This window comes from uncultured Tissierella sp. (assembly GCF_902479755.1).
GTDB lineage: Bacteria > Bacillota > Clostridia > Tissierellales > Tissierellaceae > Tissierella > Tissierella carlieri.
On sequence record NZ_CABSQO010000016.1, the window covers coordinates 71,308 to 90,599 of the forward strand.

21 protein-coding genes are annotated in these 19,292 nt (G+C 29.9%); 17 read left to right on the forward strand and 4 right to left on the reverse strand.

Annotation, left to right across the window (positions count from 1 at the left end; genetic code table 11):
• The first annotated feature begins 82 nt into the window (after nucleotides 1-82).
• The 11 genes from iorA (at nucleotide 83) to RDK80_RS10210 (ending at nucleotide 11,159) form a co-directional block, all read left to right on the forward strand.
• Nucleotides 83-1,858: an indolepyruvate ferredoxin oxidoreductase subunit alpha gene (gene iorA, locus RDK80_RS10160; protein ID WP_216561371.1), complete on the forward strand. Its 1,776-nt coding sequence runs from the start codon at nucleotides 83-85 to the stop codon at nucleotides 1,856-1,858.
• The gene (locus RDK80_RS10165; protein WP_094898794.1) at nucleotides 1,859-2,428 is read left to right on the forward strand and encodes an indolepyruvate oxidoreductase subunit beta; all 570 of its coding nucleotides are present in this window, start codon (nucleotides 1,859-1,861) and stop codon (nucleotides 2,426-2,428) included.
• A 250-nt stretch (nucleotides 2,429-2,678) separates the two neighbouring features.
• A complete protein-coding gene (locus RDK80_RS10170; protein ID WP_094898795.1) occupies nucleotides 2,679-2,996 on the forward strand; it encodes a hypothetical protein in 318 nt (105 codons plus the stop codon).
• A 10-nt stretch (nucleotides 2,997-3,006) separates the two neighbouring features.
• The gene (locus RDK80_RS10175) at nucleotides 3,007-4,062 is read left to right on the forward strand and encodes a V-type ATPase subunit (RefSeq protein ID WP_308524210.1); all 1,056 of its coding nucleotides are present in this window, start codon (nucleotides 3,007-3,009) and stop codon (nucleotides 4,060-4,062) included.
• The gene (locus tag RDK80_RS10180) at nucleotides 4,062-5,999 is read left to right on the forward strand and encodes a V-type ATP synthase subunit I (protein ID WP_094898797.1); all 1,938 of its coding nucleotides are present in this window, start codon (nucleotides 4,062-4,064) and stop codon (nucleotides 5,997-5,999) included. The genes RDK80_RS10175 and RDK80_RS10180 overlap by 1 nt, the downstream gene beginning before the upstream one ends.
• A 15-nt stretch (nucleotides 6,000-6,014) precedes the next feature.
• Nucleotides 6,015-6,437 carry an ATP synthase subunit C gene (locus tag RDK80_RS10185; RefSeq protein ID WP_094898798.1) on the forward strand — a complete coding sequence of 141 codons (423 nt, stop codon included), beginning with the start codon at nucleotides 6,015-6,017 and terminating at the stop codon, nucleotides 6,435-6,437.
• 1 nt (nucleotide 6,438) lies between these two features.
• Entirely contained in the window at nucleotides 6,439-6,744 is a 306-nt protein-coding gene (locus tag RDK80_RS10190; RefSeq protein ID WP_094898799.1) for a V-type ATP synthase subunit F, read from the forward strand.
• Between the two features lie 11 nt (nucleotides 6,745-6,755).
• Nucleotides 6,756-7,385 (forward strand): V-type ATP synthase subunit E, encoded by a 630-nt coding sequence (locus RDK80_RS10195; protein ID WP_308524211.1) that lies wholly within the window; start codon nucleotides 6,756-6,758, stop codon nucleotides 7,383-7,385.
• The gene (locus RDK80_RS10200; RefSeq protein WP_094898801.1) at nucleotides 7,378-9,150 is read left to right on the forward strand and encodes a V-type ATP synthase subunit A; all 1,773 of its coding nucleotides are present in this window, start codon (nucleotides 7,378-7,380) and stop codon (nucleotides 9,148-9,150) included. The genes RDK80_RS10195 and RDK80_RS10200 overlap by 8 nt, the downstream gene beginning before the upstream one ends.
• Before the next feature lie 11 nt (nucleotides 9,151-9,161).
• Nucleotides 9,162-10,538, forward strand: a complete 1,377-nt coding sequence (locus RDK80_RS10205) for a V-type ATP synthase subunit B (RefSeq protein ID WP_308524212.1) — start codon at nucleotides 9,162-9,164, stop codon at nucleotides 10,536-10,538.
• Nucleotides 10,539-10,547: 9 nt separating this feature from the next.
• Entirely contained in the window at nucleotides 10,548-11,159 is a 612-nt protein-coding gene (locus RDK80_RS10210; RefSeq protein WP_308524213.1) for a V-type ATP synthase subunit D, read from the forward strand.
• A gap of 369 nt (nucleotides 11,160-11,528) precedes the next feature.
• On the opposite strand, the gene RDK80_RS10215 is transcribed toward RDK80_RS10210, so the two are convergent.
• Together RDK80_RS10215 and RDK80_RS10220 are read right to left on the reverse strand one after the other, a co-directional pair.
• On the reverse strand, nucleotides 11,529-12,746 hold the full coding sequence (locus RDK80_RS10215) for a GHKL domain-containing protein (RefSeq protein WP_308524214.1): 1,218 nt from the start codon (nucleotides 12,744-12,746) through the stop codon (nucleotides 11,529-11,531).
• 111 nt (nucleotides 12,747-12,857) lie between these two features.
• On the reverse strand, nucleotides 12,858-13,583 hold the full coding sequence (locus tag RDK80_RS10220; RefSeq protein WP_216561390.1) for a LytTR family DNA-binding domain-containing protein: 726 nt from the start codon (nucleotides 13,581-13,583) through the stop codon (nucleotides 12,858-12,860).
• A gap of 115 nt (nucleotides 13,584-13,698) precedes the next feature.
• Between RDK80_RS10220 and RDK80_RS10225 the strand changes: the two genes are divergently transcribed.
• The 3 genes from RDK80_RS10225 to RDK80_RS10235 all read left to right on the forward strand — a co-directional run bounded on the left by RDK80_RS10225 (nucleotide 13,699) and on the right by RDK80_RS10235 (nucleotide 15,323).
• Nucleotides 13,699-13,980 carry an accessory gene regulator B family protein gene (locus tag RDK80_RS10225; protein ID WP_308524216.1) on the forward strand — a complete coding sequence of 94 codons (282 nt, stop codon included), beginning with the start codon at nucleotides 13,699-13,701 and terminating at the stop codon, nucleotides 13,978-13,980.
• Nucleotides 13,977-14,273 carry a hypothetical protein gene (locus RDK80_RS10230; protein WP_308524215.1) on the forward strand — a complete coding sequence of 99 codons (297 nt, stop codon included), beginning with the start codon at nucleotides 13,977-13,979 and terminating at the stop codon, nucleotides 14,271-14,273. Before RDK80_RS10225 ends, RDK80_RS10230 begins: the two co-directional genes overlap by 4 nt.
• Nucleotides 14,274-14,561: 288 nt before the next feature.
• On the forward strand, nucleotides 14,562-15,323 hold the full coding sequence (locus RDK80_RS10235) for a hypothetical protein (protein ID WP_216561395.1): 762 nt from the start codon (nucleotides 14,562-14,564) through the stop codon (nucleotides 15,321-15,323).
• Between the two features lie 127 nt (nucleotides 15,324-15,450).
• On the opposite strand, the gene RDK80_RS20105 is transcribed toward RDK80_RS10235, so the two are convergent.
• Nucleotides 15,451-15,522 carry a hypothetical protein gene (locus tag RDK80_RS20105; protein WP_374041667.1) on the reverse strand — a complete coding sequence of 24 codons (72 nt, stop codon included), beginning with the start codon at nucleotides 15,520-15,522 and terminating at the stop codon, nucleotides 15,451-15,453.
• Nucleotides 15,523-15,964: 442 nt separating this feature from the next.
• On the opposite strand from RDK80_RS20105, the gene RDK80_RS10240 reads away from it, so the two are divergent.
• Both RDK80_RS10240 and RDK80_RS20110 read left to right on the forward strand, forming a co-directional pair.
• On the forward strand, nucleotides 15,965-16,198 hold the full coding sequence (locus RDK80_RS10240; RefSeq protein ID WP_216561398.1) for an IS3 family transposase: 234 nt from the start codon (nucleotides 15,965-15,967) through the stop codon (nucleotides 16,196-16,198).
• Nucleotides 16,199-16,544: 346 nt separating this feature from the next.
• The gene (locus tag RDK80_RS20110; protein WP_374041668.1) at nucleotides 16,545-16,634 is read left to right on the forward strand and encodes a hypothetical protein; all 90 of its coding nucleotides are present in this window, start codon (nucleotides 16,545-16,547) and stop codon (nucleotides 16,632-16,634) included.
• A gap of 2,156 nt (nucleotides 16,635-18,790) precedes the next feature.
• On the opposite strand, the gene RDK80_RS10250 is transcribed toward RDK80_RS20110, so the two are convergent.
• Complete coding sequence (locus RDK80_RS10250) at nucleotides 18,791-18,952, reverse strand: hypothetical protein (RefSeq protein ID WP_216561400.1); 162 nt, start codon at nucleotides 18,950-18,952, stop codon at nucleotides 18,791-18,793.
• Nucleotides 18,953-19,067: 115 nt separating this feature from the next.
• Here RDK80_RS10250 and RDK80_RS10255 point away from each other — a divergent pair.
• The coding region (locus tag RDK80_RS10255) for an accessory gene regulator B family protein (protein WP_308524217.1) at nucleotides 19,068-19,292 on the forward strand (225 nt) is incomplete at its 3' end.

Here is a 19,292-nt window from a genome sequence, read left to right on the forward strand (position 1 = left end):
GACCCTAAAATCAAAAAACTTAATACAATTAATAATATATTTGATATAATATTATTGTACTATATTTGATAGGAGGGATTCCATGAAAAAGCTTTTAACAGGTAATGAAGCTATTGCAAGAGGAGCTTATGAAGCAGGATGTTTAGTGGCAGCAGCGTATCCAGGTACACCAAGCACTGAAATTCTTGAAAACATCTCACAGTACGAAGAAATATATTCAGAATGGTCCACCAATGAAAAGGTTGCTTTAGAGGTTGGAGCAGGGGCATCCATAGCAGGAGCTAGATCCTTAGTTGCAATGAAACATGTAGGGTTAAACGTGGCAGCAGACCCATTATTTACCATTGCATATGAAGGAGTAAATGGAGGACTTATAGTAATCACTGCTGATGAGCCAGGTATGCATAGTTCACAGAATGAACAAGACAATAGACTATTTGCACCTCATGCAAAAGTAGCTATGGTAGAACCATCAGATAGTCAAGAATGTAAAGATTTTATAAAACATGCTTTTGAAATATCCGAAACTTATGATACTCCAGTGTTATTTAAAGTAACTACTAGGGTTTGTCATAGTAAGGGTGTAGTAGAATTAGGAGAAAGAGTCCCAGTAGGGATAAAGGAGTATGTGAAGGACCCTAAGAAATACATAATGGTACCAGCAAATTCCAAGGCAAAACATATAGAAATGGAAGCAGATAGAATTCCAAAGCTTAGGGAATACTCAAATAATAGTCCATTAAATAAAATCGAATGGAACGATAGAAAAATAGGTATTATAACATCCGGTGCATCATATCTTCATGCAAAGGAAGTATTTGGAGATACGGTTTCTTACTTAAAGGTAGGATTTAGTTGGCCACTACCAGATAAATTATTTAAAGAGTTTAGTGATGGTGTGGACAAACTATATGTAATAGAAGAAAATGAACCTTATATGGAACAATTTATTAAGGCTATGGGAATAGAATGTATTGGAAAAGAAATATTCTCAGTATGTGGAGAAATAAACCCACAAATTATAAGGGAAGTAATGTTAGGTGAAAAAGTAGAAGTTGAACATAAATTAGATTTGGAAGTATCCTCAAGACCACCAGCACTATGTGCAGGATGTCCACATAGAGGTATATTCTATGCATTATCTAAACATAAAAATAAGGTAGTGGTTACATCCGATATAGGCTGCTATACCTTAGGAGCTATGCCGCCACTGGGTATGGGAGATACAGTAATATGTATGGGTGCTGGAATCACTGCAGGTATTGGTTTTGATAAGGTTAACCAAATGGCAGATAGAGGAAAGAAAGTATTTGGTTTTGTAGGAGATTCTACATTCTTCCATTCTGGAATGACAGGGTTAGTTAATGCAGTATATAATAAGAGTAATATGGTTGTTGTAATTCTTGATAATAGAATCACTGCCATGACAGGACATCAGGAAAATCCAGGTACAGGAAAGAATATATCTGGCGTAGAATCACCAATGATCGATATAGAAGGCTTAGTAAAAGCAATAGGAGTAAAGGAAGAAAATATAAGAGTTATAGATCCATATAATATGGATGCAAATACAAATGCAGTAAAGGATGCATTGGAAGCTACAGAGCCATTTGTAATCATTACAAAGCAACCTTGCGCACTTATTAAAGATGTACAAAAAAGAAGAGCAAATTTATATTGTCAAGTAAATCAAGAAAAATGTAGAAAATGTAAGACCTGTTTAAGAATAGGCTGTCCAGCTATATCTATGAAGGATAATGTAGTTAGTATGGATACTGCAATGTGTAATGGCTGTACAGTATGTCTACAAGTATGTCCATTTAAGGCTATAGAATCTTTTGGGGAAGAGGTGATTTAATTGACTAAATCTTTACTTTTAGTAGGTGTAGGAGGGCAAGGTACTATTTTAGTATCTAAAATATTATCAGAAGGACTCTTAGAAGAAGGCTATGATGTAAAAATGTCAGAAATCCATGGTATGGCTCAAAGAGGTGGTAGCGTTACTACTCAAATTAGATTTGGAGATAAGGTATATTCACCAACTATAAATCTAGGAGAAGCAGATGTACTAGTATCCTTCGAAAAACTAGAAGCAGCAAGATACGTACCTCAATTAAAGAAAGATGGAACATTAATAGTTAACGAAGAAGAAATGTGGCCATTACCAGTATTAGCGGGATTTGAAAAATATCCTGAAGGGATAATGGAAGAACTAAAATCTAAAATAAATAATGTGATATCTATAAATGCAAGAAGTATAGCTGAGGAACTTGGTGAGCCAAGATCCCAAAATATTGTAATGTTAGGTCTTATAGTTAAAGCATTAGGCTTAGAAAATATAGATTGGAAGAGTAAAATCAAGAAGTTTCTTCCAGAAAGAGTACATGAAGTAAACATTAAAGCATTTGAAAGAGGAATAAATTCATAAAAATAGTGGATACACCCATATGGGTGTATCCACTATTTTTATGGAACAAAATTTATTAAATATTTGTAACAAATATTAAAATGTGAGAAAAACCAAGAATAAGATAGAGAATCAAAGATAAATAAAGAGAAGTTTATTATTGATAGTCAATATATTATTTATTTTCACTCCTATAGGTCATAGGAGGCATTATTTGAGTTTACATAAGATATAGGAGGAGTATAATAGTTTAGTCAAGGAGTGATTAGTTATGGATGAAATTATCAACAAGATAATAAACATTGATAAGGAAACTGTAAGGATGAAGCTAAAGACTGAAGAAATCATAGGGGATAAGGAAAAGGAATTAAAAGAAACTCTTCAGGAATTAGAAAAAAAATATATGGAAGAAGGTAGATTAGAAGGGGAAAAAACTTACAATGAAATCATAAGAAATGGAGAATCAGAAATCGAAAGGTTGAAATCTCAGGATGTTGAAACCTTAGAAAGAATAGATAAGGTATATAAAGGAAGTAAGGATAAATTAATAGAGGGCCTATGGAATAGTTTATTTAGAGGCAAAGAATAGAGGTAGAATCATGAGCAATGAAAGAAGATTTGCAGCTATAAACACTAAAATAAGAGTTTTACGATCAAAATCATTAGATAGAAAAGATTATATAAATCTGATGGAAAAGAAAAACGTAAAAGAACAAATTGCCTATCTGAAAGAGAATACTATCTATAAGGAAGAATTAAGTAAAATAGAGGAATTAGATAATATTCAGCAGGTGGAAATAGAGCTAGAACGTCACCTAATAAACCAATTTGAAAAAATAATAAGATATTTTACTGACGACTATAGAAAACTATTCAGAGCTTTAATGCTAAGGTATGAGATTGAGGACCTAAAACTATATCTAAGAGCATTAGAGAGAAAAGAGGACCTTAATAAAATAGAAGGCTTAAGCTTACTAAAGGAAAAATATTATAGTTTTAATCTAAAAAAATTGAAATCTTCTCATAGTATAGAAGAGTTTATCGAAAACTTGAAGGGAACTATTTACTATGATGCTTTAAACACTTACAAAGAAGAAGAACATGCAAAGATTATATTTTATATGGAGATGAATTTAGATAGACTATACTTTAATTCTTTAAAATCTGAATCTAAGAATCTAAAGAAGGAAGATAGAATAATATTCGAAAAAATCCTTGGAATAAACGAAGATTTATTAAATATTGAATGGATTTATAGAGGTATTAAATTCTATAACTTACTTCCAGAGGAGTTAATAAACTTTACATTACCCAATGGATATGAATTTAATTATAAGAAATTAAAAAAGATGTGCTACTCAACAGAGGAAGAATTAAAAGAAATAGTTTTACAGACAGAGTATGATTTCTTATTTGATACTGAAAAAGATGTAGATTTATACATGGAAAGAAGAATTCAAAGATATTTGTATTATAGATTTTTAAATGCCTTTAAAAAAGCAAAATTAGATATAACTTTATCCATTGCTTATATTCATCTTTTAGAGTATGAAATAAGAGATATTATTTCTATGTTGGAAGCTAAAAAATATGGATTAACTTTACAAGAAACAAAAAATTATTTAGTAAGGAAAGTCGAAGGAAGTGATGAGTAATGTCTGTTGAAAAGATGACCATGATGAATGTCATCGGAAATATCTCAGATGTAGATAATGTGTTAAAAGATATAATTCTATCAGGTAAAGTAGATTTAGTATCTGCATTATCACAAATAGAAGATAATAGTTTCGTTTTTAATGTAAAGGATGAAAATCTAGAGAAAGTTATAGATTTAAACTATATTACATCCTTTTCAAAGGATAAAAACTATGAAGAACTTCTTAAAAAAGGGGAAGAATTAGAATCAATTTTAAATATGAAATCTAATTATATGGAATCTAATCTAAAGGTGGATATAGATATACTCAAGGCATCTGATGAATTGAGCCGTATATATGAAGAAGTAAAGATGCCTAGTGAAGAGTTAAAGAAAGCTCAAGAAGAACTAGGAGAAATTGAAGATTTTTACAAAAGCTTTTCTAATATTAGGGATATCAATATTCCCATAGAGAATTTAAGAAGTCTATCACATTTTGATTTTAGATTTGGAATTCTATCTAAAGAAGATAGAATAAAGCTTAAGAAAAATTATGAGAATATCTTAGCGATTATCCTTCATACTGGAACTGGAAAGGAAGGAGAAGTTTATTTAACTATATATCCTTCAAACATAAGAGAAGAAATGAATAGAATTCTAAGATCCTTGAATTTTAAAGAAATCCAAGTTCCAGAGGAGTATAAGGGAACACCAATAGAGATGGTTAAGTACCTAAAGGCTAAGAAAGAAAGATTACAAAAAGATATAGACTCTTTGGAAAGAAAATTATCTAATTTAAAAGAAATTCATCAAGATGCAATTATATCAGCAGTGAATCAATTAAAAACAAAGGAAAAAATAGAGGATATTAAAGAAGAATTAGCTAGATCTAATAAGTTCTTCTATCTTTCAGGATGGGTGTCTAAGAAGGATAAAGAAAAGCTTGGAGAAATCCTAAAAGGATATAAGGATATGCTAGTGATGTTTAAGGATGAAACAGACCTTACGCCTCCTACTAAACTTAGAAATATCTGGCTTTTTAAACCTTTTGAATCTTTAGTTAAGATGTATGGAATGCCATCTTATAACGAACTAGACCCTACTCCATTTTTGTCTCTTTCCTATATGTTTTTATTTGGAGCTATGTTTGGAGATTTGGGGCAAGGCCTTATATTACTTTTAGGAGGAGTACTTCTAGGTCGTAAAAACAAAATGTTTGGTGGATTATTAGGGCGTCTAGGGCTTAGTTCCATGGTATTCGGAACTTTATACGGGGCAGTATTCGGCATAGAAACTATTTTGCCAGCACTTTTAATTAAGCCCTTTGAAAATATTAATACTGTTTTAGTATCAGCTATATTTATAGGTATAGCACTTATACTTATATCCTATATCTATGGAATGATAAATAGTGTCAAAAGAAAAGACATGGAAGATGGTTTATTTGGAAAAGAAGGCTTAGCAGGATTTTTATTTTATCTATGTTTGCTTATTTTAATAGGTGGAAATCTTTTAAAGAAACCTATACTCTCCATGGAGGTAGGTGTAGTAATTATTATACTATGTATAGCTGTCATGGTATTTAAACAACCATTGACTCACTTAATAAAGGGTAAACGTCCTCTTCATGGTGAAGATATTACTGGATACTATATAGAATCTGTATTTTCTATTATAGAGACTTTACTCAGTATGCTAAGTGGTACAGTATCTTTCATTAGGGTAGGAGCCTTTGCTTTAACTCACGTTGGCTTATTTATAGCCTTTGAGACCATAGGTCATATGATAGGAACTACGGCAGGTAATATCATAGTACTGATTATAGGTAACATTGTAATCATAGGTATGGAGGGACTTATAGTATTTATTCAAGGTCTAAGACTTCAATACTATGAGCTATTCAGCAGATATTACAAGGGTGAAGGCAGGGAATTTAAACCTGTAAATATTAAATAATTAGGAGGAATTGAAATGCAATTTATATTAGTATCAACAACTTTAATGGTTTTATTAACTATAGGAACTGGAATTTTTATGATTTACAAGAATGTAGAAGGTAATAGAAAAACTCTTAAAAAGATTTTAAGAACAAATCTATATGTGTTTTTACCAATACTTGTTGCAGCTATAATTACTTTAGTACCAGGAGCAATCAATGCTGAAACTACTGGTTCAGCAGCACCATCAGGACTTGGATTTCTTGCAGCAGCATTATCAACAGGTTTAGCAACTGTAGGTGCCGGATATGCAGTTGCCGTAGTAGGTTCTTCAGCTCTTGGAGCTGTTTCTGAAGACTCAAGCATATTAGGTAAGACTTTAATATTCGTAGGTCTTGCAGAAGGTATTGCTATCTACGGTCTTATAGTATCTATCCTAATCCTAGGAAGGTTATAATATGAAATCCTTTTTAATCAGCCATAATAAGGATACAATTATAGGCCTAAGGTTGGCAGGAATAGAAGGGATTTTAGCAGAGACAAAGGAAGAAGTTGAATTCTATTTTTCTAAGGCCGTTGAAGATCCTAATATTGGGATTATCATCATAACAGAAAAAATATTTGAAGAGATGAAGGAAAAGGTATTAGAGCTTAAGAGAAGTGGAAATTCCCAACTTATAGCTACTATTCCAGATAGAACTGGCCTAAGGGATAAAAACTTTATAATGAGATATATAAAAGAATCCATAGGTATAAAAATTTAGGTGGTGATTCGATGATTACTCTTGATGATAAACTAGATATTTTCCATAAGGTAGTATTTAAAGAAGAAGAGGAAAAATGTAAAAAAGCATTAGAAGAATTAGAAGAGAAAAACAGATCCATATTAGAAGAGAAAAAAATAGAGCTTGCAAAGAGAAAAGAAGAAATAATAAATAGAAGAAGAATCTTGGCAGAAACTCAAAAAAATGAGATGCTTTCTAAGGCTACTCAAGAAAACAGAGGAAAAATTCTTGAAAAAAGGGAAGAAGTTTTAAGGGATTTGATTTCTTCTTTAGAAGATAGAGCCAGAGAATTTGTATTATCTCATGATTATAATGATTATGTTCTTAGCAAAATTGAAGATTTAATTAGAGAAATAGATGAAAAAGAGATAATAATTGGATTGAAGGAAAAAGATAAAGTAAATCTAGAAGATTCTATTCTCAATTTAGGTAAAGAGAATAATAAAGACATATTCTTTAATATTGTTGTGTCAGATATAATTGGAGGATTTATATTGTCAGATAAAGATATGAGTTATAATCTAGACAATAGCTTTAAGACTATTATTGAAGAAAATAGATATCTAATAGGTAAGAGATTATATTCATCTCTAGAAAAGACAGGTGGTTTAAATGGATAATTTAACAGGAAAAATAGCTATGATAAATGGTCCAGTAATACTTGGAGAGAGCATGACTGGATTTAAGATGAGAGAGATGGTATTAGTAGGAGAAAAGAAGCTAATCGGTGAAATCATATCCATAGATGGTGATAGTGGTACAGTGCAAGTATATGAAGAAACAGAGGGTCTAAAAAGAGGAGAAGTAATAGTATCAACTGGTAAGCCGCTTTCTCTAAAGCTAGGACCAGGTATGCTTGGTAATATGTTTGATGGTATTCAAAGACCACTTAAGAAAATAAGAGATGACTTTGGCAGCTTTATCCCAGAAGGTATAGGACTTATATCAATAGATGAAGAAAAACTTTGGGAAGTAAACTTAAATGTAAATCTTGGGGACTATCTGAGAGAAGGAGAAATATTTGGGACTGTACAAGAAACTTCTTTGATTACTCACAAGCTTTTAGTTCCTGTAGGATTGGAGGGTAAAGTCCTAAAGGTAGTCAAAAACGGAAGATACAATATTGAAGAAAGGTTGGTTGAAATAGAAGATAATGGAGGAAATAGACATTTCCTTAAAATGTATCAAGAATGGCCCGTTAGAATTTCGAGACCTGCTAAAGAGAGATTGCCTATAGATAAGCTATTGGTTACAGGACAAAGAGTATTAGATATATTCTTTCCTATAGCTAAGGGCGGAACAGCAGCAATACCTGGTGGCTTTGGTACGGGAAAGACTATGACTCAGCACCAATTAGCAAAATGGTCAGATGCAGATATTATTGTTTATATTGGCTGTGGTGAAAGAGGAAACGAAATGACAGAGGTACTAGAGGATTTTCCAGAACTTATAGATCCTAAGACAGGCAAACCTATAATGGAAAGAACTGTTCTTATAGCTAATACATCTAATATGCCTGTAGCTGCAAGGGAAGCCAGCATATATACAGGAATTACCATGGCAGAGTATTTTAGAGATATGGGATACCATGTGGCTATAATGGCAGACTCTACTTCTCGTTGGGCAGAAGCCCTGAGAGAGATATCAGGAAGGTTGGAAGAAATGCCTGCTGAGGAAGGATATCCAGCATATCTACCCTCAAGACTTGCTCAATTCTACGAAAGGGCAGGATATGTAAGCACTCTATCTGGAAAAGAAGGTTCTGTAACTATAATAGGAGCGGTTTCTCCGGCAGGAGGAGATTTCTCTGAGCCAGTTACAGAAAATACTAAGAGATTTGTCAATGTATTCTTAGGATTAGATAGAGAATTAGCTTATTCAAGACATTATCCAGCTATTAATTGGTTAAATAGTTATAGTGGATATATGGAAATGTTAAAGACCTACTATGAAATGGAACTAAATGAAGAAGTAGGAGAGCTTCGTGGAAAGATGCTAAGACTTTTATTTGAGGAAAGCAGACTTCTTGAAATAGTTCTTTTAGTTGGAGAAGATGTTCTACCAGATGACCAAAGATTGATTCTAGAGATTGCTAGGGTAATTAAAATAGGATTTTTACAACAAAATGCTTTCCATAAAGAAGATACTTATGTACCTTTAAGAAAGCAGCTAGAAATGTTAAAGACTATTGATTTACTATATGAAAGAGGTCTACAAGCCATAAAGAAAGATATCCCAATTTCTCAGGTTAGAAACGGAGAACTTTATGGTGAGATCATAAAGATGAAATATTCTATACCCAACGAAGATATAGATAAAATAGAAGAGCTTAAAAATATGATAAACGATTTTTATAATAAATTAGAATTAGACTATTCTAAATAGTAGGTGATGAAGTGAAAAAGGAATATTTAGTATTAGATAAAGTTGAAGGAGCTCTTATAGAGCTATCAAAGGTTCATGCAGTTGGATATGGAGAAATAGTACAGGTAGAAAACAATTTAGGCGAAAAGAAACTAGGCAGAGTTATTAAAATAGATGGAGACAAAGTAGTAGTGCAGGTTTTTGGTTCTACCTTAGGTCATTCAGTGGAGAATACTAAGGTAAGCTTTGAAGGAAGACCCTTTGAAATTCCATTATCTAAGGATATACTAGGAAGAACTTTCAATGGTGTAGGTATGCCTATAGATAATGGTGGAGATATATATGCTGATAAGTTCTATAATGTAAATGGTAGACCTATAAACCCAGTTTCCAGAGAATATCCAAGGGACTATATTCAAACAGGGATATCGTCTATAGATGGGCTTATAACCTTAATCAGAGGACAAAAGTTACCTATATTTTCAGGCTCAGGTTTACCTCATAATGAACTAGCTGCTCAAATAGTTAGGCAGGCAAAGATTAAGGTAAAGGGAGAGGAAAGAGATAATTTCTCCATAGTCTTTGCAGCAATAGGTGTAAAACATGATGAGGCATTTTTCTTTAAAGAAGCCTTTAAAAAAGCAGGAGTTCAGAATAAGGTAGTTATGTATATTAACTATGCAGATGACCCTATAATGGAAAGAATAATAGCACCAAGAGCTGCTCTTACAGCAGCAGAATATCTGGCATTCGAAGAAAATCAACACGTATTAGTTATAATGACAGATATAACTAGTTATGGTGAAGCGCTTAGAGAAGTTTCATCTTTAAGAGAAGAAGTACCTAGTAGAAGGGGCTATCCAGGATACCTTTATTCTGACTTAGCATCTCTTTATGAAAGGGCAGGTATGTTAAAGGATAGGGAAGGCTCTGTAACACTAATACCAATACTCACAATGCCAAATGATGATATAACTCACCCTATACCAGATTTAACTGGATATATAACAGAGGGGCAGATTGTATTGTCAAGGGAATTACATCAAAAAAATATCTATCCTCCCATAAATGTACTTCCTTCACTATCAAGACTTATGAAGGACGGTATAGGTGAAGGATATACAAGGGAAGATCATCCAGATGTATCCAATCAATTGTTCTCTGCCTACTCCAAGGTTCAAGAAGTCAGGGCATTGGCACAAATAGTCGGAGAAGACGATTTATCTGATAAGGATAAGAAATACATGAAATTTGGAGAAGCCTTTGAAGAAAATTTTGTTACCCAAAGCTATGTGGAAAACAGAGATATAGAGAATACATTAGAGCTATCTTGGAAAACTCTTTCCTTATTATCTCAGGAAGAATTAGATAGATTGAAACCAGCCTTAATAGAAAAGTATATGAAATAAGGTGATTAAATGGCAGTATATAAATTGACGCCTACAAAGGCAAACTTGATAAAATCCAAGAATTCCCTCCAGTTTGCAAAAAAAGGCTATGAGCTATTAGATAGAAAGAGAACAGTTCTCATAAGAGAAATGATGTCTCTAATAGATAAAGCAAGTGAATTACAAGAAAGAATAGATACTGAATTTAAACAAGCCTATGAGGCTTTAAAATTAGCCAATATAACAATGGGTACTGAATCTGTAGAGGAGATAGCAGGCTCCATTGAGAAGGAACAAGATTTCCATATATTATTTAAATCTGTAATGGGAGTAGAAGTTCCCATGATAAAGAGGGAAGATACTAAGCTTACAACGGAATATGGATTTTTCAGAACAAATCCAGCTTTTGACAAAGCAGTATTAAACTTTTCAGATATAAGAAAACTTATTTACGATTTAGCAGAAATAGAAAATTCGGTATATAAATTAGCAATGGAAATAAAAAAGACTCAAAAAAGAGCTAACGCTCTAGATAAAATCCAAATCCCTAAATATACTACAACTATTAAGTATATTGAAGAAGTATTAGAAGAAAAGGAAAGGGAGGACTTCTTTAGGCTTAAGAAGGTTAAAGGGAAATAAAGAATTATAAATAAAAGGTTTAACAGCCTTCTGAAAGTGCTCATATGAGCACTTTACTTTTTTAGTTTCTTTATAAGCCATTTAAATAAATATACACTATTATATGCCAATGTAAAGACTACTATTGAAAACCAGTCAATTTCATAAAAGCTCTTTTTGAATATTAAAGAAAGAAGTATATAACCTATAATAACTATTAGTGAGTGTATAATTGCTTCTTTTATTGTAATCACCCCTGAGGATTATATTTTGTATACTCTCTAGAAGCCTAAGAGTTTAAATTAGCTTTACCTTATTACTTATATTCAAATATCATTCTTTATTTATAATTATTATAATAAATCAAACTAAAAATAGTTGAAATTTAGATTAAGTGGTCGTTTCTTGGACTGAGTGGTTATTCAAATGAAGAATAATAGTAACTGAGTATTCCTTATCATCTTTCTTTATATCTATATAACCATCATATTTATCTACAATATCTTTTATTATACTAAGGCCATATCCAGAGGAGATATACTGCTTTTTATTAAAGTATATTTTTTTAGTGGAATTATCTTTAGCCGGATTATAACTATTTTTAATCTTATAACATAAGAAATTTTCATCAGGATATAGCTCTATATAGATATATCTATTTTTTTCATTACAATTTAGACAAGCCTCTATTGCATTGTCTATGGTATTAAACAATATAGAGCTTAAGTCCATATCATCGATACTTACTTTAGGAGGAGCTATTGCCTTTATATCAAAATCTATACCCTGCATAATACCTTCTGCATATTTATCATTTAATACTATATCTATTAATTTATTTCCGGTATTTATTGTATTAGGAATTGACTTAAGTTTATCTTTTATTGAATTAATATATTCAATATGAGTATCATTTTCCATCTTATTCATTTCTTCCAAGACTTTAACATGATTTCCCATATCATGCCATATCTTAGATAAAGTATCATTTCTTAATTCAGCATTAGCTATAAACTTTTCATATGATTTATTATAAATTCTTTTATTAGTCTCTTTCTGTAAATTGATATAAAAATCATTTGCATTGAAATACATTGTCAAAGAGCCTAGGCTAATGAATAATGTCAATAGACATATAATAAATAAGATGAATATAATACTTTTTGAAGATAAATCCAAACTAGCATAAAATATTAAGAGCATTGAAACCGTAGATAAAAATAATATTGATATAATTATGTAGTTTAAAATCTTTGGAAGAATAATCTTTGTGTTTAAAAATTTTCTATTAATTAGTGTAGAGATTAGTATATATAAGAATTTACTAATTATTGCTAAAAAGAAGTAAGTATATTTTAATTGTAAGTTTTCTACAGATTTATCTAAAATCCTTGAGGCTAATAAAGTAACTAATAGTTCAGATATAATGAGTATAAAATAATACATTACAATGATTAATATTAGTTGATAAGATTTAAGATCATATAAGAGAGTTGTTAAAGATAATAGTAATATAGCTATGACAATTATTTTAATATATGGAGTTATTTCAAATTGAGTCAACAAAGATGCAACAATAGATACTATAACAATTACAAATAGTATCAATAAGTTTATAATTCTTCTTGTAATTTCTAAATTTAGACAATATGCTTATAAAAAGTATTCCATCCATTATAGAAAACAAAAAGCTTAGTGTAATATCAAGATTTTTCATGATTACCCCTCTCTTTTAGATGAAATGTATCTATAGAATTCCTTTTTAAAATCATTGAATCTTCTTCTTGCAATATATAGAGTATCATCATTAGAAAGTATGATCTTATCATCTATAAGATCTTTTATATGGTTAAGATTAATCATAATTCCCCTATATATTTCATAAAAATTTTTTTCTGTTAGATTATAAGGCATATCCTTTAAAGAACGATAATTCGAAATATGAGTATTATCTGTAGTATGTATAATCACACGTCTGTCTAACACTTCAAAATATATGATATCATAGAGCTTGAGATAAATATTATTATCTCCTATAGGAAATGAGTATTTTTGGGTTAAATATTCCAACTTTTTAATCAATGAATCAAGGATTAAATCTACTTCTTTATGGAAATGACTTTTTCTAATAAAATGAAATATTGTTAAGTCTAAAGCTTCATATACTTTTTCATTTAAATATGTGATGAATATAAATATGATACTTTCATCTAGTTTCCTAATTTTTCGTGCTGTTTCTATTCCACTTAACCCTGGTAACTCTATATCGAAGAAAATGATATCATATTTCTCCTTATAATTTAACATATTATCAAGAATATCTTCTCCTGAGTAAAAGCAGCCTATATGGCATTTTATATTATAGTGAAAAAATTTTCTTTGAATAATTGATTCTAACTCCAATGAAAAATCTCTATTATCCTCACAAATGGCAATTCTGAACATAGGTATCCCCCCTAAATAACCGTTCAGTCCAAAAAAAGACCACTTACTCCAAATTCAAACTATTCCAAATTTTATCTGTTATAATTATTATAAAGGAAAGAGGTTAGGATTGAAAGTGGCAGGTCAATTTATTAGAAGTTGTATTTTGCAGTCTACAATGGATAAAGATGAGATTGAAGTAATCTCTTATGGAATTAAAATAATAGAAACTAGCATTCTAACATCTTTAGTTATAATTTTAATTGGAATGATTATGGGACAAACTGTATCTGCCATTATCTATTTAAGTGTATTGATTTTATTTAGGAGAAATATAAGTGGATATCATAGTAAGACATACTTGGAATGCTTACTTATCACAAATTTAAATTTCATAATAATATTTCTAGAAAAATGATTGTAGCAGGATTTAAAAGAAATTATAGAGATGATATTTATTCTATAATAAAAACATATATTGCTAAACCTACAGTACATAAAAATAGAATTGTAAAGGATGAGATTATAAATGAGGGTAATATAAAAAGGCACAAGTGGTTAAGTATTATTTTAGCTTTAGCAACAATATGTCATATACTAACAGTATTAGGTTTATTAAATGAAATTAATTACTTCTTTGCCATTAGCAGTTTTTTAATGGTAATGGTATTAAGTATTAATAATAAAACTAGAGAGGAGGAAGAGAGGTGAAGTGAAGAAGGTTTTAACTAGGGGGATAGAGGAGGAAATAAGTAAGATAGCAAAGAAAATTGAAGAGTAATCATCAAGTACGGTTTCTACATTTTGTATTATGAGACTAAGGCACCGAAGACGTTCCTTTAAAGTGATCAATATATCAACTATACTTCTTGGTTAATATCTTTCTAAGATAAACACATAATATAAATATAAAGCTTTACTTTTTATCAAGATTAGGTATTTGAAAAAGTATTTTATCTGTTTGTTAATCAAATTGTATAATTAAAGGAGGTTTTATTCTTGAAAAGAATAAAAATGTTAAGTATACTATCAGCAATATTAATTTTAATACCAACTATTGGAGTTGCGACAGAGTATGAGGAAAAGGAATTAACATTATTAGATAGATTAATGCATGAGCCAGCTTATTCAGTTTTAGAAATTGATGATCAAAACAATTTTAACACAAAGAATATTAAAACTATATCAATTAAAGAAACTAGAAAATTATCCGATGAAGAATTATATAAGATTGCTGAAAACAATTTGAGAGAAGTAATACTACAGCAAAAAAATGGTGCTAGGATAGTTTGGAATGACAATATCTTAGAAAGTAAGATAAAAGAAGAATTTCCACATGTTTATGCAGAAATTAAATCAAATAATTTAATTAAAAAAGAATTCAAAATAGAAGAGCTGGAGTCCGCTAGTTTAAGTGGTTCAAAAACACAATCATTCACTCATACCGTATACTCATATTTAGGACTTAGGCTGTTTTCCATAACATTACAAGCTACATGGTCATGGGAGGTCGCTAGAGTTTACAATGTCAGAAATATTAGAACTAGCGGAGAATCACATGATGTTTTATGGTCATATGCAAAAACAGTGTTTAGTAGAGGATATTATAGAACAGAACCGTGGGGAGAAGAAGTTTATGCACATGATTTTCAAGCTCATTTTAAAAGATCTACATTAGGGGGTGCCAATGCATATCCTGAAATAGGAGTAGAATTATATCCTGGAACTGCCAGTATAGTATTTACAGATGATGGAATTTAAAAACAAATAGAATATTCTGATATGATCCTGTTGTGAAAGATGGTTAAAGTAATAAAAGCTTTAGACTGAACTTGATTAGGTAGACTTGATAAATAGTCTACCTAATCAAGTTCAGTTTTTCATATTCTCAATGAGATAAATATCCAAGATTAGAATGCCTTCTCCTTCTATTAAAAAATAATTCTATATATTCAAATATAGCCTTTTACCTTCTTCTCGTATAGTAAGAACTTTGTTATCGTCCATCATTTCTGTCTCTAATGATTTATTGAAGGGTTCTATAATGGCATTATCATGAAGATTACTAGTATTGCTCATACTGGAGATGATACCACGTTTTCCAATCTTAGCCTGATATTTTTTACTAATAAATTAAGACAATCTATCTGTATGTATAATAAGACCTGCATTAGTTGACTCATTCCATAGAGCTGATCCTAAGGTATATATAACTAATGACTCTCTCATGTTTTTATTCATTAGCCTACAACTTTACTAGTATATACATACATATAAGCCATAAGATATAGAGAGCCTTCTTTAGTAGGAATATATGTTATATCATCAGCCCATGTTTCCATAGTGATAGGGGATTTCAACGCACACCAAAAGCATTTAAAAAGAAACTGGATGATGTAAGAATGATACAAAACATGTTTAGGATATCAAAATGTGTAGATAATGATCCGAATGAAGAATTCTGGAGGATATTGAAATCTGAACTGTATTGCCTTAAGAAATTTAACTCACATGACGAACTAGAACAAGTAACCATCAATTATATAGATTATTACAATAGTCATAGATATCAAAAACTACTGAACTGTATGATACTTTTGGAATACAGAGAATACTTGAAAATTATAGCTATATAGAAATATCGTCAACCATAAGATATGATTTGCTACATAAGACTTGAGTTTGTAAAAAAATTGTGTAATCAATACATATTCTTCTTGGTTAATAATTGGAAGAGACAAATAATCAATTAAATTATAAGGTAGAGTAATTTAATGTTGAAAATTTCTAAGGAAGAATTAGAAGTAGAAATGGTGAATTCGAATTCAAAAGAGTATCAAAACATCAAAGAAATATCAACGCTATTGTCACTACTTGGTATGTTGTAGGAATGGCTACTAGGGATATATCTGAATAGATAAAAAGATATATGATGATATATCAACTAAGGCTATATCTAATATAACAAATAGGATTATCCCGATTGTTACAGAATGGCAGAACAGACCTATTCAGAGTATCCACTTATTTGTTTTCATAGATACAAGGTATGTGGAGATAAACAAATTGTAGTAAAGGCGGCTTATGGGATATCGGATGTAAGCATAGATAAAGAAAAATAAGTTCTTGGGATATAGATTAGATCAAATGAAAATAGCAAATTTTTACTATTAGTATTAAATGACTTAAAAGATAAAAGCGCTTAAGATGTATTGGTATTCTATGTACAAATATTTAATAGGCCCAAAGAAGCAATAGACATAGCATACCCATTTGTTAAGATAAAAAGATTTATAATTTACCAAACGGGAGTAAGTATGAAATATATCTCATACAAGGATAGGAAGTAATCTGTAGCTAACTTGAATAAGGTATGACGAGCTTTAAATGAAATTGAAAAGCATATTAAAACTTGTAGAATATAGGGGAGAGGTGGAAAATAAATATTCTAATGTAATTAATGATTGGGAAGATAAATAGGATAATCTTGGCATTTCTATACTATATCAGAAAGATAACTTGTACATGAAATATAATAGAAAGCTTGCACAGTCAATTTAGAAAAGTAATCAAAACAAGATTAATATTTCTAAATGATAAAATTACCTTAAAAATTCTATACTTAGAAACAGAGAAGGTTAATAATAAATAGAACAGAGCATATACTAACTGTGATTTAGTAGTAAGTTAGTTGAAGGTATTATTTTGAAAAAATATTAGGTAAAGTAGTATAGAATGAACGCTAGATTTCTGGACTCCTAAGGTTTATCACATTGATTTTATTAGGAACGGATAAAAGAAGACGGACAATCAATAACTATCCGTTCTTGTGGCAAATCCAATAGCTACTCAGGTTGCTTCTCCAGCATCTCCTTATCGTGCTATTGAATAAGATTAACTATATTATTATAAAGCATTAGAAATAATATAGTATAAAGGATATTTAATAAATAAAAAGTCAACTTAACTCTATATTTTATCGATTTGTATCTTTTAACCAGTTATTAGCCAAAGAATGATAATACACAAAATTATTTACATAGCCTTATTTTTTCTACTGTCTACTTAGCAGGAATCATTTCATTCTCTATTTATTTTTATTTTTTTTAAATATTATAAGACGATAAAGGCCAAACCCTATAAGTATACATAATGAAATTAATATTATTATATATTCAACTATTCCTATTCTTCCTAACAATAATCTCCCTCCTATAATTAAATTTCTAAATATTATTATATTCAACCTTCTACTCATATCTTTCAATCATATAATTTATATCATTTCTTTTAATCTTCTTTAACTTTCTTTAACCTCCTCATCTATCAAATTTTCGTTTACTTGCCCGTCTTCATTTCTAATTATAAAATTCTTGTTACCTATATTATATATTCTACATAGATAAATTTTCTCCTTCTTTTTTGCCTATAGTATTAAAAATAATTAATTAATTTATTTAAATAATAGGAATAAAAGTACTGTTTAGATTTTGGGTAATCTTATTAATTGATAGTATATTTTTGATTTGTCGTCTATATCTTTTCATTACAAATACAAGGCCTTGTAGATAAAAACTTAATAATCAGGACTAAAAAGAAGTAATAATATTCTAAATGTGAGTTTTCCGTAGAATTAACTAAAATTCTAATACAAATAAAAGGACCAATAATTCAGATACGATTAATATATTATAATTGTTATAATACGTTGAAAAAGCTTGATATTATATAAGAATATTGCTAAAAACAGTAAAATTGAAATTCAATTTAGGAAGTAATTCTAAACTAAGCTAATATGGATATAATACCGTAATTCCTTTATATATCTTAAAAAATTCTCTTCTGATAAAATATATGGAATATCTTCTAAAATATGATAGTTTGAGATATAGGTAGTATTTATAATGCATATAACCACATGTCTGCCCGATACTTAAAAAGCATAATATGATGGACGTTAGATAAATATTGTTATCATCTATAGGAAGTAAGTATTTTTCAGCTAAATATTTAATCCCTTTGATCAATGAATCAAGGACGGAATCTATTTTTTTCTGGAAATGGCTTATTCTAATTAAATGAAATATTATCAAGTATAAATCTTTACATATCTTTTTATTAAAACATGTAATGAATATAAAAATGATATCATTGTCTAACTTTCTAATTTTACGTGTGATTTCTATTTCATTTAATTTAGATAGTTTTACATCGAAAAAGATAATGCCCTATTTCCCCTCATAATTTAACATATTATCAAGAATATCTTCTTCTGAGTAAAAGCAGCCTATATGGCATTTTATATTATAGTGAAAAAATTTTCTTTGAATAATTGATTCTAACTCCAATGAAAAATCTCTATTATCCTCACAAATGGCAATTCTGAACATAGGTATCCCCCCTAAATAACCGTTCAGTCCAAAAAAAGACCACTTACTCCAAATTCAAACTATTCCAAATTTTATCTGTTATAATTATTATAAAGGAAAGAGGTTAGGATTGAAAGTGGCAGGTCAATTTATTAGAAGTTGTATTTTGCAGTCTACAATGGATAAAGATGAGATTGAAGTAATCTCTTATGGAATTAAAATAATAGAAACTAGCATTCTAACATCTTTAGTTATAATTTTAATTGGAATGATTATGGGACAAACTGTATCTGCCATTATCTATTTAAGTGTATTGATTTTATTTAGGAGAAATATAAGTGGATATCATAGTAAGACATAC

Coding starts and splice junctions, on each gene's coding strand:
- RDK80_RS10170 (WP_094898795.1), top strand. CDS start 2,679: ATGGATGAAATTATCAACAAGATAATAAACATTGATAAGGAAACTGTA.
- RDK80_RS10210 (WP_308524213.1), top strand. CDS start 10,548: ATGGCAGTATATAAATTGACGCCTACAAAGGCAAACTTGATAAAATCC.
- RDK80_RS10180 (WP_094898797.1), top strand. CDS start 4,062: ATGTCTGTTGAAAAGATGACCATGATGAATGTCATCGGAAATATCTCA.
- iorA (WP_216561371.1), top strand. CDS start 83: ATGAAAAAGCTTTTAACAGGTAATGAAGCTATTGCAAGAGGAGCTTAT.
- RDK80_RS10195 (WP_308524211.1), top strand. CDS start 6,756: ATGATTACTCTTGATGATAAACTAGATATTTTCCATAAGGTAGTATTT.
- RDK80_RS10190 (WP_094898799.1), top strand. CDS start 6,439: ATGAAATCCTTTTTAATCAGCCATAATAAGGATACAATTATAGGCCTA.
- RDK80_RS10175 (WP_308524210.1), top strand. CDS start 3,007: ATGAGCAATGAAAGAAGATTTGCAGCTATAAACACTAAAATAAGAGTT.
- RDK80_RS10250 (WP_216561400.1), bottom strand. CDS start 18,952: ATGTTCAGAATTGCCATTTGTGAGGATAATAGAGATTTTTCATTGGAG.
- RDK80_RS10230 (WP_308524215.1), top strand. CDS start 13,977: ATGATTGTAGCAGGATTTAAAAGAAATTATAGAGATGATATTTATTCT.
- RDK80_RS10200 (WP_094898801.1), top strand. CDS start 7,378: ATGGATAATTTAACAGGAAAAATAGCTATGATAAATGGTCCAGTAATA.
- RDK80_RS10220 (WP_216561390.1), bottom strand. CDS start 13,583: ATGTTCAGAATTGCCATTTGTGAGGATAATAGAGATTTTTCATTGGAG.
- RDK80_RS10185 (WP_094898798.1), top strand. CDS start 6,015: ATGCAATTTATATTAGTATCAACAACTTTAATGGTTTTATTAACTATA.
- RDK80_RS10240 (WP_216561398.1), top strand. CDS start 15,965: ATGATACAAAACATGTTTAGGATATCAAAATGTGTAGATAATGATCCG.